The organism is Hymenobacter guriensis, assembly GCF_015773195.1.
In the GTDB taxonomy this organism is placed as follows: domain Bacteria; phylum Bacteroidota; class Bacteroidia; order Cytophagales; family Hymenobacteraceae; genus Hymenobacter; species Hymenobacter guriensis.
Genome location: NZ_JADWYK010000020.1, coordinates 1 through 13,558, shown reverse-complemented (window position 1 = coordinate 13,558; position 13,558 = coordinate 1). Strand labels below are relative to the sequence as shown.

Below are 13,558 nucleotides of genomic sequence, written 5' to 3'. Positions count from 1 at the left end.
ATGAGCAAGTGGTTTGAGCGGCATCCTTTTATTCTACACCGCGAGATACATCAGCTCAGCAGCCACGGAGACTACCGGCAGGTTGGCATTGCCTGCAACCAGGTTTTACTCTCTGCCGGAACCTTGCTACTCCGCCTGAATGGTAAAGTAAGCCGCTACCCAGCGGCTTTCCTTTATCCCGATTCCACGCCCTTCGCATTACCCACGGTTTTTTTGCTTGAGCGGGAGTTAACCGAGCAGGAAGTCACCAAGCTAGCAGCCAGCAGCTTCGCCCATGCAACCGCCAGCTTGGGTCAAGTCAAGCGCTTAATCTATCAACGCCATCAGAATTCTAATGGCAGCCTCTGTTTGCTGGAGCAAGACAACGTCGAGCAGCTAGGCGCCGAAACATTCGACGCGCACAGTATCATCAACCGCGTAGTACAATGGCTCAAAGCCCTTGAGTTGGGTACGCCTATACCCGAGAGTAAGGAGGTGGAGCTGTACGCCCATTTCCCAGGCAAGGCAGCCACGCGTATACTGCTCACCGAAACGTATTTCACCACTGTCGGCCAGCAAGGCCGCATGTACTTCACCCCGCTGTTACAGGAACCTCGCAAAACACTAGCCAAAGAGCGGCTTTTCATAGGGGCAGGTATCTTGGTTGACGGTATCTCAATGCCGCCTGATGACGGAACCGTATGGCATTTCATGCCGGATGGTATCAACTCACCCAATTTGCTGTACCGGTACCCGGCCAAAGCACAGCGAGCCACCAAGCAATTCAAGTTGCTCGAAGGCTATTGGTGGCAAGTTGCGCAGGAGCCCCCCGTGCTGCGCGACACTGAGCACTTGCTTGCCTTTCTTGGCGGTGGTAACATCAATCAAGGCCTCACACGAATAAGTTCCGAGTTAAAGACCGCAGTAACTGAAGCACGGCAACCGCTGTTGATAGGCTTACGGTTTACCAATCGTAAAGGCTCCCCGGAATGGCTGATGCTCAAGCTAGAAGCATCTGAAACGCCCCAATTGCCTAAGGGTGCACTTTTTCGCCAGCGCTGGGCAGCCCTCTCCATCTATGCCTGTCCTGTAGAGGCATTCACGGCTAAGGAATACCACACCCGCAATGCTGGCCGGGTAGCGTATGACGTGATCAGTCAACAGGCAGTAACTGTAGTTGGGTGCGGTGCGCTGGGCAGTGAAGTAGCCGATTGCCTCGGCAAAGCTGGCGTAGGGTCTTTACACCTCGTCGACAATCAGTTACTCCACCCACACAATTCTGTGCGTCACTTGGCCAGCTACGCGTTTGCTGAGCTGCCAAAGGCCATAGCTGTGAGGCATCTTGTCAAGCTGCACAACTTTTTTATCGAAGCCACGCCCGCTATCAGCAATGTTCTGAACGAACCACTGGATAAGTATTTGCTGCCTTCAGGCATTGGTATCTGCACCATTGCTGACGACAACGCCGAAGAATACATCAACGAACAGGCCGTAAATCAGGGCCGGACCATCTTCTACGCCCGCGCGCTTCGGGGCGGTAAAATGGCCCGCATCTTCCGGGTAATTCCCGGACAAGACGCCTGCTTTCATTGCCTCATTCTTTACAAACGAGAGCAGCACCCCAACTTTATTTCAGTGCCCGATGATGAGCAATTGCCCACCATCCGCAACGAGTGTAATAACCCCATTCGCCCAGCTAGCGCCGCCGATTTAAAGTTGATTGCTTCCCTCACCAGCCGGCTGCTCCTGGACCATCTGCAAGCCCCAACTCCGGGGCCCGTCAATCAATGGATATGGGCGACCGAGCCCCTACCGGGTCGGCCCGCCACCTCTGAGCTGCCCTTCGTACTGGAAACCTGTCAGCTGCCGCCGCACGAGCAATGCCCATACTGCAATGCTCGGACGCCGACCGCCGTTGCTATACGTGCTGCCGCCTACGCGTTTATGCAGGAGGAAACCATTGGCCGCGCCGGCACGGAAACCGGTGGTATCCTAACGGGGCATATCCAGCCCGACGGTGCCATCCACGTCCTTAATGCTTCGGGTCCTGGCCCTGCTGCGGTGCATTCTACGGCATTATTTAAGCGGGATGTGGCCTACTGCCAGCAGTTTTTGGCAGATGAAGAGAAAGCCGGCCGCGTGTACGTAGGCGAATGGCACAGCCACCCCAACGAAAACAACAACCCAAGCCAAACCGACCTGACTAGCCTCGCTGCCATTGCCTATCAGCTAAACTACCACACCAGCAAGCCCGTGATGCTGATTTTTTCTCGCAGCGGCCGCGGGAGGTGTACAGTTCACCCCATTGGGGCTCCGCATTATCTCGTTGAGCCCATTTTCTTACCTGACCCGGCATGAACTTTTCTGTTTACGACGTCCTATCCAAGCTGCTGCCGGGTGGAATCCTCTTTAGCGTTGTGCTACTCGGGCAACTGGTGCCAAAGTCAGACAGGCTGACCGACGTTCTGTCGCTGGTCATTATGTATCTAGTGGGCTACTTCGTGGATGCCGCAGCTAGCAGCATTGAGCCCTTACTTTTTACCCTCATGGGCGGCCGGCCCAGCACCCGTCTGATTCAGGATCAGTACCAAGGACGACACCAACTGAGTCGGCTTGCGGTGCTCGTCCAGCATGTTCAACTAACCTATCCGGAACAGTTTGCCGACCGATCCTTGTGGTTCGACTTGCTTGCCCGTACTGTTAATCAAAAAGCACCACCGCGGGTAACCACTTTCCAGGAGGCCTATGCTTTTGCACGTAATCTGTCAATAAGCTTGTGCTTAAGCCTCCCGCTGATTCAATTGGCTTTTCATTCGTGGTACCTCGCGGCGGCGGTTGCTTGCTTATGCTTCCTGGCTTTGCGCCGCACTAAAGAGCGTGCATACTACTATGTACGCGAGATTATAAACTGCTACATGCACGAAAAATGCCCGTAGGGATTCGATCTGACACCTGAGTAGCTACGGTGCTTACTTCTCTATCTATAGGCATGACGAATCGGTCTTGAGTCATTGCGAAAAGCTGGTTTTTGATACTTTTTTGCATAAAGTCTTCAAACAAGTGATGTTTAGCGAAATGCAAAACAGGAGAGTCTTTATGTAATTGAGCAAGTGAAAAGGGTATCATGTTAGCCACATAATTCTTCCACTATTACTCCATGCCGGCTAAGGGCAGCCAAGGATTCCTGCCAGTCAGAGTCGGTGGCGTTGACGATAGGTGGGCGCTGGGGGTGAGTAAGGTGGGCCGCCACAAATACTCGGTCCGATTGGTTGAAGGTCATCAGGGCTGGGTCTTGGTCGGGATAGGCTTCGTACTGACCCTCGGGAGTACGGGGCAGGTTTACCCAATGACAGCGCTCGGTATTCGAACGGTTGTTGTATACCCAGCGCAGAAACAAGTGTCCTGCCCGAGCGCCGGTTTTAGGGGTGAGGTTGCGTTGGTACTCGGTCAGAATTTCCCAGCCTTCATCCAGCACCAGAATTTCGCCGGCCATGAACTGCTGCAGGCGGGCAATAGCACGCTGTACGCAGGCGGGGGAGGCACCGGCATGGCCATTATTAGCCACTACGCCTACGTTGGTATCGATTAGAAAAGGCTGCATCTAGGAGGCGGAGGGGGCTTGGCGGCGCTTCATTTCGGCATCGAGCATGGCGGCGGCATCAGCGAAGGGGTCGCCGAAGAAGCCGGTGGGCCAGTTGCTGATGTTGCCGTAGTTATCGATGGCCAGGGGCGTGAGCTTGGAGCGGCCGGCTTCGATATCGGTGAAGTATAGCTTGGCCTTATCAGCATCGAAGCCCTTATCGGCATCTACCCCAAACTCGGCCATGCGCCGCTGCAAGCGCTGCAACAGATGTTCGCTATGGCTTTCGAGAATAATCTGGAGGCGGCGGCGCTTGATGGCGTCGACAAATACATCGGCCAGCCCGGCCTGCACGGCGGGGTGCAGGTGAATTTCGGGCTGCTCCAGAATAACCGTGGAGCTTTCCGGTACATAAAACAACAGCACCAGCACCGGCAGAATCTGCGAGACACCGAAGCCCACATCGGTAAGAAATACGCTGGCCGATTCGGCCGTGCGCTGAATGCGCACCTCGTATTCCTTGCGGTTAGGAGCAATGGGCTGCACTACGAAGGAGTGAATCATGCCAAGCTCCTTGAGCCAATAAGCAACGTGCTCTTCGACTGTGCGTTTGGGCTGCCCTTCACCCATGTCAATAGTAGGTTCTTGATTACGGGAAGCGAGAAGCGCAGCAACAGCTCGTTCGCCACTGCTGCCAACACCGTCTGGCTGTTCGCCTCCCCATATATACAGGCGATGAGGATACTCTCTTAATGGCCCTAAATAATGAATTTCATCAACCAACTCCTCTAGCTTATACTCCAAGTCTTCCATTAAGTAATTTTCTCTGTATGCCACATGCGCTTGATTAGGAAATAAATAAAATTTAGAGGGTCGAGGTAAATCAAATATTGTAGGTGTGATACTGCCAGCATCTCTAATATTTAAGTTGTACTTAGAGTTAGCTCCGTCTTCTTGTTTTTTAATTTTACCTGTCCAAATTCTCTGATCTTCTAGCTCTGTGCGGAGCTGGTATTCAAACTCCTCTACAAATATTCTGTCATTATAATAGCTTATCCATGAACTAAAAGTTAAATTTCCTGGTACAGCAGTTCCGCTAACAGTTGGAATACTGTATTTCCAAAGTAACTTGAAAATCAGGTCTAATGGATTTTCATGATGGTATAGAATATCATGCATAGTGCCTAGCTCTACATAGCTAGAGTCGTCCCCTAAATTTAATACCTGCGACCTGTCTGACGACTCCACCGTCTGCTTCAGCATTAGCAGAAACTGCAGGATGCTGGATTTACCAGATGAGTTAGTGCCGAAGAAGCCCGTGAGGCTGCCGAAGGCTATGTCGCCAGTATCCTGCCAGGATTTGAAGTTTTGGATGCGGAGAGTTTCGAGCATAGCTGAGGAAGAAGCTTGAGATTCAGTAAGTAACAGAGATATTATTCGGGTAAGGCAAGCAGTTCCTGCTCCAGGCGCCGGATAGCTCGTAGTAGGTGTTTGAAGCTAACTGACCGCTCGTTGGTAAGATCGAGCAATGGGCCTAACAGGCGGGAGCCTTCCACTTTTTGGTACATATGCTCCGTAATCTTGCCTAACTCGTGGTCGGGCGCCTCCAGATAATCGGGCGCACGGAATTTGGCATTGGCCTGCTGACTACTAAGTCCCCGCAGCTGCAAGGCCTCTTCCACGGCGGCCAGATCGGCCAAGTAGAACGTTTCTAATGCCCGGCACGCTACCCTTACCATGGATACCGCGCCTTTACCTGCTTCCTGGCATTTAGCAACGAGACGGTTTTTAACCACTCGGCAATCGGGGGCACTGTCCTGGTCACGCATGACAATAAAGCGGGCCTCCGGGTTAATATATCCCCGAAGTTTGGCTACCATCCGTTTTTCCAAATCCTGTTTGCCTTCAAACGGAATAAGCCGGAAGGTAATGGATGGATCAAGCAAACGAGGTAAAAGGCCCTCCAGAAGCGCCTTGGCAGATGGCTCTTCTAGTAGGAAGACTAACTCCTTTCTCATTGCGGATCAGCCCCGGTAAAAAAGCCTTGTTTCCAGAGGTACCCCATTTGGTCGCCCTCGGCCATATAGATGGCCAGCTGCGGATCGTCCTTGGCCCGCATAATCTGGGTGCCACCATTGCTCTTGACCATCCAGCACACTTCTTCGAGAGTGGTAGCATTGAGAAAATCAGGTGAGTGGGTCGAAACCAGTACCTGACCGCCTCGGTGCGCATACAATCGAAATTCCTCGGCTAGCTCCGGCATCAGGCGGGGGTACAACTGGTTTTCGGGTTCTTCAACACATAGTAAAGGATGGGGTTGAGGATCGTAAAGCAGGACGAGGTAGGCAAACATCTTGATGGTGCCATCAGAGACGTAGCGGTCCAGAAAAGGCGTTTTGAATGAGCCATCTTGGAAGCGCAGGGTCAGGTAGCCATCATCCATCAACCGGGGTTCTACTGCCTGCACCCCGGGAATGCGCTGGGTCATTGTTTTGAGCAAGCGTTTGAATGCCTTAGGGTGCTGCTCATAGAGGTATTGGGCCACCAGCGGTAGGTTGTCACCCGATTCTGAAAGGTGCTCCGAGTTGCCCGCCGCCTCTTTGCGGCCGCGAGCCTGGTCGATGTGAAAATCGGAGACGTGCCAGGATTCAATGAGCTGCCGGAAGGCATTGGCCGCTTTAAATCGCTCGAACTGGCCTAACCCTTTTAGAGCGAGCATATCGGGCGAATTCAACGTTTGAAATTCCCGATCTAGCTCTTCATCTCCCTTCTGAAAATCTTCCTCGTTGGTAATGGCGTAGCCTTGGCCGCTACTAAAGTCGAGGAAATGGTAGGGGCTGCCGTAGCGTCCCCGTTTGTAGCGTAATATTTCGCGCTTTACGTAGGGAATCCCCTTTTTGTCGGCGATTTCCAACGAATAGGTCACCAGCCGGTTGACCTCCGCAATGGGCATCCGGTATTGAATTTCAATGAGGATAGTCGCGCCGGGGGCGCTGTCACGGCTAATAACTTCCTTGAAACGACCTCGCTTATCAAGCGCCTGCCGAACATTGCCGCGCAGGCAATCGTGTAGAAAGCCAAATACATCGAACAAGGTGCTTTTACCTGACCCATTCGCCCCGACAACGACCAAAAAAGGCGGGATTTCCCGCAGGTGCACGTCGCGAAACACCTTAAAGTTGCGTAGGCGGATGGCTTCGATTTGCATGGGAGCAGAGTACTAGTGAGATGAGGGTTGCCGTGGAGAACTTGTAAATTATTGGAGTAGCGCAATTTCATCTTCCGTGAGCCCATACAGCGCTGCAACCAGCGTATCAATCTGCTGCTCCAGCCCCGCAGTATCGGCCGTGGCATCGGCAGCTTTGGCGGCCAGCACCTGCTCAACTAGGGCAGCTATTTCAGACTGCTGCTCGGGTGTGGCGGTAGGAATAGAAATATTCTTAAAATTATCAAAGAGAAGCTGATATCCTCCTCTAATAGAAATACAGATCTGAGAAGTTTGAAACCATACAACCTTAGAATTTAAACATCCCAGTAGATATAAATCTGCTGTTGGAATAATATATGTAGCATTGTTGCTGAAATGTGAAGCTGTATCAATTGTGAAAGCAGGCTTTACTTGGAATGCATTATAAATAATCTTATGTTTTGTAAACTCTGATTTTGCTTCGCTCCTAGGTCTCTCCAATGCAAACCATGGATGATTACCTGCTTTTACTTCGGATCGGTTTTTTAAGGCTTCCTCAAATTGGAGCAGATGCTTTTTGATAGATGGATATTTATCTAGTTCAAACTTCCAGTCAATGAGAAGTATATAATCAGATGTTTTTGGCTGTAAGTAGCGTTTGATGTCTTTACCTATAAGGAAGGGTCTGATGACATCGCTTGATTTTGGGTCAGCAGCAATTAATTCACTACGTACTTGTTCATTTACTATGAAAGCAGCGCCTAAAGCTGATTTGATACCATTAAATGACTTGCCATCTACATACTCACCAAGGGTTTTGCCTGTAGATTGAAGTTTTATAAGTAGATGTTGAGTATCCATGCTTGCAGTGCTCCAAGCATTATCGTCTAAGCTTGTTATGGGAATTTTAATTGCTGCAATATTTACAATATCGTCAAAATTATTTGTGTCAGTCGGTAGCGTTGTAAGTTCTGCAACACGTATGGTGGATGTAGTCGGGGCGCGACGTACACTCAGGATGTTAGGGTAGGTAGTAGCTTCGGGAAATACGGGCAGGTCGCCGAAGTCTAATAGCTCTACCAGCTGACGCTCAGGGTGAAGCAAATAGCGCCGTAGGCCCTGGCCGTAGCCAGCCCGTAGCCATTTGTTGTTGGTAATAAAGCTCAGCTCGCCGCCGGGCGCGAGCAGGCGCAAGCCTTGCTCGTAGAAATATACGTAGAGGTCAGCGGTACCGGCTGCGGTTTCGTAGCCGGTTTTAAGATGATTCTTGAAGACCAGAGCCAGCTCTTCCTGCCGGATATAAGGCGGGTTCCCCAGCACGGCATCGAAGCCCCGGAAGGAGCCGTCGTGGTTAAGAATCTCCGGGAACTCGAACCGCCACTCGAAGGCGTCGCGGTAGAGGGTAGCTTCGCGCTTTTCGGTGAGCTGTTCCTGTGTCAGGTCGATGAGCATCTGGAGGCGCTGCTGCTCTACGGCGCGGTCGGCGGGGGAGCGGCTCTTCTTGCCGAACAGGTCGAGACCGGAATATTCGAGCTGGGCCAGCTGCCCCTTCAGCTCTTTGAGCTTCTTGTTGAGCGGATCGTGAATGGACACAGCCACCCGGAACTGGTCTTTGAGGCGGGCCAGAAAGTCTTGGAGCTCTTGCTTGGCCTCCCGGCCTCGGGCCGAGAAGAACTGGTTGAAGGCGCGGCGGTAGGCCGCTACGGAAGTATCCTTCTTGCGAAAGACTTCGGACAGATCGGCCTGCAGAGGGAAGCGGCTGATGAGGGAGTTGCCGGCCCGCACGTTCAGGTCGAGGTTGGGCAGTGTTTCCAGCTCCCGGAACTGACTTTCGGGGGTGTAGTAAGCGTGCTTGAGCAGCTCAATCCAGAGGCGCAGGCGGCAAATACGCACCGAGTTGGGGTTGAGATCCACGCCGTAGAGGCAGTGCTCGATGAGGTGGCGCTTTTCGCGGAACAGGGCGTTTTGCAGGCGTGAGTGGTCTTTGCCCACATGGCGCTGCCCGTCGGCGTCGAGGCGGGCGTGGTATTCGAATAGCTCGTCATCCTCGTCGGAGGTCACGGCCAGCTCGTCGCGGGCCACGGTGAGGGTATAGCGCAGGCGCTTGCCTTCGTCATCGAGCAGCAAGCCCAGCTCGCTCTTGATGGCCAGCAGCTCGTTCAGGGCCGATACCAGGAAGTGGCCCGAGCCCACGGCCGGGTCGCAGACGCGTAGCTCATTGAAGGCCGTGCTGAACTCGGGCCGCTTCTTGGGCTTGTCGTCGAGCAGCTCGCGCAGGTCGGCCACGGTCTCGGCGGCCAGGGCGTAGCGCTCATTGAAATGGCGCACCACGGCCCGGCGCAGAGTGTGGCGGCACATGTACATGGTAATAAAGCCGGGCGTATAGAAAGAGCCGTCCTTGTACCCGTTGATTTTCTCGAAGATAAGGCCCAGCACGGCGGCCGAAATCAGGGGACGGTCGTCATCAGTAGTCACGGCCTCAGAGCCTTCGGAGGCGAAGTCGTAGGCATCCAGAAAGCGTAGCAGGTAGGTAAGGGCCAGTGGAGCGGGGGCGCCAGCTTCCTGGCGCAGCACCGAGCGGCTAGCCTTGCCCCGGGCTAGCAGGGGTAGCGCAATTTGGTCGTCGAGCCCGGAAATGCGCAGCGTGACGCGCTCCAAAGCACTGGGCTCAAACAGCGAGGAGTTGAGGTAGGGTACGTGGGGGTAAAGGCCGGCTTCGGGCTGTTCGCGCTCCTGCAGGGGGCGGTTGAGGATGCGGTAGAAGAGGCGGTTGAGTAGGTCGTACTCCTTGAGCTGGCTGGGGTCGAGGAATCGGAAGGGGGCGTCGTGGGGAGCATGGTAGCGGCGCAGCTGGCCTTCCAGCAGCTTAAGGAACAGCAGGCGGCTCACCCAGGTAAGGCACAACGCCAGGGCTACTTCCTGGGCCTGTTGATCGGGGGTGTCGCCGTAGGTAGCCAGCTCCTCGGCGGGCAGGTTGCGCAGCATATCCTCGGCGCGCAGCTGCACCAGGGTATTTTCGAGCAGAGAACCTCGCTGCCGCCGCTCGGGGGCGCAGCGTTGAATGAGCTTACGGCCCTTGTCCTTTACTTCCTCCAGGCCCATAAGGTAGAGCAACTCCTCGTAGAAGGCCCGGTTCAGGGTGTTGGCATCCTGGGCGAAAGGCTCCTTTAATAGATGGGGCGCTGAGAACAGCTTACTCAGCCAGAGCAGACCCCGCTCGCCCAGGTTACGGCGCTGATTTTTGTCGTCGCGGGCGTCGAGGGTGAAGTAAGTAAAGCTGACCTGCGTGTCGATTTTGTCGAGCAGTTTCTTTACCTCTTTATAGAAGAAGGCTGTGTCGCCGGCGCTGGTCTGACCCTGCTTGTGCTTCTGGAAGAAATTACGCAGCTCGGTGTTTTTCCAGAATACCCGGTGAAACTCGTGGGCATCGAAGATAAACCACTCGTAGCCGGTGGTAATGATGAGCTGACGCAGTTCCAGGGCTTCCTGCTCGGAGGTGCGTTCCTGGAAGTAGTAGAGCAGCAACTCATGCAAGGCCTTGCGGTTGAGGTTGTCCTTGCGGACCATCTCGGACTTGTTCTTCTGGTGCTTGAGCTCAAAGAGAATGCCAAACGGGTCAGTAGTAGCCGCACCGGTTCGCATAACCAGGTCGCGTTTCTTATGAGAATTCAGATAATAGTCCTTGAGCCCCACAGCACTGAGAAACTTGCTTAGGGGCTGCACCATATCAGCTTCGTCTAGGGCAGCATCCAGCTGGGGTAGCAGCTGGTGGCGGGCTGTTTCGAAAGCATCGAGTGTAGCGCGGGTTACTTTCTGACGACGATAAGCTAAATCAAGCGCCTGGGAAGGCAAAAGGGCACGGTATTGCATAAGTATCGCAAGATAAGATCGAAGCCGTTTCTCTTACTATAAAGTATGGATATGGCCACAGAACCTACCTCTATGGTCATTAAAACTTAATACAAATAATAAGCAGCCAACGTTAAAAGCTGGTACTTAGTGGAATGCCAGCAGCCTGATTTCTAATAAGAATATTACTGAATATGATATAGTTAAGCTATTTCAATCTTTTAAGAGCGTTCTGTTGCTCTAAATGGATCAGTAGCTATCGAAGCTAATTGCCTTCCTGCAATACACAAGTACTTATTCACTTGTTGGTGGCTGGCAGGCAACAATGAAAGAGTGACCAAAATGGGTGAGAGCAAGCGTCTTAGATGAGTAGCCAATCCTGGCCCGTTTTTCAGTTATTGATTTGGTCGCAATCATATTATCAGGCCCAATAAAAAGGCGTAGCCGGAAGAGGTTATCAAGGTCTAGGAACGTAGCATTATAGGCATCTTGATTTATTTCACCTTCCACATTGCCATAAGCACCTACTTCCTTCATATACGCCTCAAAACCAAAAGGGCGAGGCGTGAACGCACCGAAGATAGTTGGCTGGGAAGGAGGTAAATCACCCGGTGCTAACCTAAATAAAGTATCCAGCATGTAGGCTTGGCGGGGTGTTAGCTGCTTAAGCACTTCTACGAAGGCGGGTTGGATTGCTCCGGTTTGATAAACGGCTGCATTAGCCAGTAAGGCGGCCCATTTATTAAACAGACTATCGTCTTCTTCCAGGGAAGCTGCTTCAACCAAGGGAAGCAATATCTTCGATTCTACCTGGTGCGGGACAACCCCACTATCTTTGAGCATAGCGTCTGCTTTACTATAAAGCTGAACCTGTTTTATAATGGGTAACAGTTTTAAGCGTGAGAGAACAAACTTTCCTATCTCGTCACCAGTAGGACCTAAAATCTTATTGAGGAAAGGGACTACAACAGGACTAGAGCCTATTGCCAGCTTATACATGATGTCTAACTCGTTCAATTCATTCAACATAAGGGCAATGATAAAGTTGGTGTTCAAGAAAAGGTACTGTTTCTGCTAGATAGTAAATACTTAGGTGCATGACCTCAGGCCTTGCCGTACTATCTGATTAGGCTACTTCTAACAAATAGCCGAGGCTCTCATTTGTATGAAGTTGCTGACTAATGTATTCCGTAAGTTAAAAACAGGTATTTTAAACTTACCTTATAATCAATGAGCGTCTACTTAGTACCTTCAAAAGGTAATCACGCACCCTTGCTGTTCAGTACTGGTGTATTATGTATTGCTCCAGAAAGCAAGCGCTTGACGCCCATAGGGTGAAACGCTTTCCCCCGCCGGGTCCGATAGCCCGACTCATTCAGCCGAGCGGCAATCTCCCGCAGCGTCATGCCCGTGGCCCGCAGCAAGACGGCCAGCTGCGCCGCCTGTCGGTTACTCAGATTCGTCTGGGCATTGCGCTGCAGCGAGGTCAACGCCTTCTCCCGCGAGGCAGCCGTAAGATTAGCCGGGGTACCGAGTTGAAACCCCCGCGCCTTCTTGGCGGCCAGCGCATCCCGGGTGCGAGTAGAAATGGCCGTGGCCTCCTTCTGGGCTACGGCGGCTAAGATGTGCAGGGTAAACTCATCGGCGGCCGGCAGGTCGACCGCCTTGAAACGCACGTGGCTTTCCATGAGGGTGGCCAGGAAAGCCACGTTGCGTGCCAGCCGGTCGAGCTTGGCCACGAGTAACACCGCTCCCTCCTGCTTGGCGTGGGCAATGGCCGCCTGTAGCTGGGGCCGCGCGTTCTTGCGCCCGCTCTCAATTTCGACGTACTCGGCCACAATGCTCGCCTCTGTCCCGACGAAAGTGCGCACGGCTGCCTGCTGGGCTTCGAGTCCGAGGCCGGACTGACCTTGGCGGGCGGTGCTCACGCGGAAGTACGCCACGTACCGAATCATGGTGAACTATATATAAAGGAGTGGAAAAAGCGCAAGATAGGTCTTTGTCACGTTTGTTAAACGTCCGTTTAACAAACGTGACAAAGACCTATCTTGCACAGTTTGCGTGTATAGTCCGTCAAGGTAAGATTGCAGAACAAGTCAAAGCAACTCTCCGCAGTCTGGGCTGTCCCTAGTTGCTAGCGATCAAATTGAGATTAGATCACTGATTATCAAGAACTTTCATTGGAGCCACTAATAAATATTCAAGCCTCTAGTAAGGCAATATGCGATGGTCTAGCAAGAGCGGACAATTAGCAGTAGATAATTCAGCAGGCCGGCTTCAAAGTAGTGAGGCGGGCGGCAGCCCAAAGCGGAGTAATGGTGAGGGTAAAGTAGGTATTGAGGTAGTGGGCCACTTCTAGCCAGGCTTCTTCTAGCGAGTCAATGGGGCTGCCGATAAGCCTAACTGTTGTAATGGTTGCAGCGGTCAGCTGAATAACGAGGACTTACGCAGGCTGACGGGTCAGTGCCTGTTTTAGAGCCGTCAGCAGTGGTTTTCACAAAAGGGCAGAAAACTACGCTAAACCGCTTCGTTGACACATTAAATGCACACCAATGCGCTGCTAGGAGGTCTTTTCTGCGCTTTTTTTGCCAACTTAGCCACCGTCATCTGGGCCACACCGATTAGGCGAACAATCGCCCGTTGCGAGACGCGTTCCACTAGCAGCCTTTCAACTTGGGCATAACACGCCGCCCGAGCTGGAGCGGCAGGGTGAAAATAGCCTTGGTGGCTGCAACTGGTACACTGATACTTGGCTCTACCGCCACTACTTCCATTTTTGCGAATATGCCGGCTCGAACAGCAGCCACAGCTGTGATGAGTTGTTACCATAAGGGGTATACGCATTCACCCTCAGTTAGACCACCGCCCCCAAAGGCATGCCTTTTTGATAGAATAAATGTATCCAATTGTCAATAATATTTCACCAATTTGTTTAATTATTAGGCGGTGGTATAAAGGGAGGT

General features: G+C 52.6%; 9 protein-coding genes and 1 pseudogene. 2 read left to right on the top strand and 8 right to left on the bottom strand.

Annotated elements, in window-relative coordinates; genetic code table 11:
• Complete coding sequence (locus I5L79_RS21370; protein WP_196957124.1) at positions 1 to 2,337, top strand: ThiF family adenylyltransferase; 2,337 nt, start codon at positions 1 to 3, stop codon at positions 2,335 to 2,337.
• Positions 2,334 to 2,915 (top strand): hypothetical protein, encoded by a 582-nt coding sequence (locus I5L79_RS21365; RefSeq protein ID WP_196957123.1) that lies wholly within the window; start codon positions 2,334 to 2,336, stop codon positions 2,913 to 2,915. The genes I5L79_RS21370 and I5L79_RS21365 overlap by 4 nt, the downstream gene beginning before the upstream one ends.
• A 191-nt stretch (positions 2,916 to 3,106) precedes the next feature.
• On the opposite strand, the gene I5L79_RS21360 is transcribed toward I5L79_RS21365, so the two are convergent.
• The 8 genes and pseudogenes from I5L79_RS21360 to I5L79_RS21330 form a co-directional block, all read right to left on the bottom strand.
• The gene (locus I5L79_RS21360; protein WP_196957122.1) at positions 3,107 to 3,580 is read right to left on the bottom strand and encodes a hypothetical protein; all 474 of its coding nucleotides are present in this window, start codon (positions 3,578 to 3,580) and stop codon (positions 3,107 to 3,109) included.
• Positions 3,581 to 4,123, bottom strand: a complete 543-nt coding sequence (locus I5L79_RS23405; protein ID WP_231403255.1) for an AAA family ATPase — start codon at positions 4,121 to 4,123, stop codon at positions 3,581 to 3,583.
• A gap of 654 nt (positions 4,124 to 4,777) precedes the next feature.
• Positions 4,778 to 4,951 (bottom strand): annotated as a pseudogene (locus I5L79_RS23835) (AAA family ATPase); the annotation flags it as partial.
• A gap of 41 nt (positions 4,952 to 4,992) precedes the next feature.
• Positions 4,993 to 5,577, bottom strand: coding sequence for a DUF4276 family protein (locus tag I5L79_RS21350; RefSeq protein ID WP_196957120.1), 585 nt, complete (start codon positions 5,575 to 5,577; stop codon positions 4,993 to 4,995).
• Entirely contained in the window at positions 5,574 to 6,767 is a 1,194-nt protein-coding gene (locus tag I5L79_RS21345) for an AAA family ATPase (RefSeq protein WP_196957119.1), read from the bottom strand. The genes I5L79_RS21350 and I5L79_RS21345 overlap by 4 nt, the downstream gene beginning before the upstream one ends.
• Positions 6,768 to 6,815: 48 nt before the next feature.
• Positions 6,816 to 10,616, bottom strand: coding sequence for a type IIG restriction enzyme/methyltransferase (locus I5L79_RS21340; protein WP_196957118.1), 3,801 nt, complete (start codon positions 10,614 to 10,616; stop codon positions 6,816 to 6,818).
• A gap of 273 nt (positions 10,617 to 10,889) precedes the next feature.
• Complete coding sequence (locus I5L79_RS21335) at positions 10,890 to 11,624, bottom strand: Abi-alpha family protein (RefSeq protein ID WP_231403253.1); 735 nt, start codon at positions 11,622 to 11,624, stop codon at positions 10,890 to 10,892.
• Between the two features lie 233 nt (positions 11,625 to 11,857).
• On the bottom strand, positions 11,858 to 12,550 hold the full coding sequence (locus I5L79_RS21330) for a recombinase family protein (protein WP_196957116.1): 693 nt from the start codon (positions 12,548 to 12,550) through the stop codon (positions 11,858 to 11,860).
• Positions 12,551 to 13,558 lie beyond the last annotated feature (1,008 nt).

What these genes read in the sequence shown, in the direction of transcription:
- I5L79_RS21370 (WP_196957124.1), top strand. Translation starts at nt 1, where the DNA reads ATGAGCAAGTGGTTTGAGCGGCATCCTTTTATTCTACACCGCGAGATA.
- I5L79_RS21365 (WP_196957123.1), top strand. Translation starts at nt 2,334, where the DNA reads ATGAACTTTTCTGTTTACGACGTCCTATCCAAGCTGCTGCCGGGTGGA.
- I5L79_RS21360 (WP_196957122.1), bottom strand. Translation starts at nt 3,580, where the DNA reads ATGCAGCCTTTTCTAATCGATACCAACGTAGGCGTAGTGGCTAATAAT.
- I5L79_RS23405 (WP_231403255.1), bottom strand. Translation starts at nt 4,123, where the DNA reads ATGATTCACTCCTTCGTAGTGCAGCCCATTGCTCCTAACCGCAAGGAA.
- I5L79_RS21350 (WP_196957120.1), bottom strand. Translation starts at nt 5,577, where the DNA reads ATGAGAAAGGAGTTAGTCTTCCTACTAGAAGAGCCATCTGCCAAGGCG.
- I5L79_RS21345 (WP_196957119.1), bottom strand. Translation starts at nt 6,767, where the DNA reads ATGCAAATCGAAGCCATCCGCCTACGCAACTTTAAGGTGTTTCGCGAC.
- I5L79_RS21340 (WP_196957118.1), bottom strand. Translation starts at nt 10,616, where the DNA reads ATGCAATACCGTGCCCTTTTGCCTTCCCAGGCGCTTGATTTAGCTTAT.
- I5L79_RS21335 (WP_231403253.1), bottom strand. Translation starts at nt 11,624, where the DNA reads ATGTTGAATGAATTGAACGAGTTAGACATCATGTATAAGCTGGCAATA.
- I5L79_RS21330 (WP_196957116.1), bottom strand. Translation starts at nt 12,550, where the DNA reads ATGATTCGGTACGTGGCGTACTTCCGCGTGAGCACCGCCCGCCAAGGT.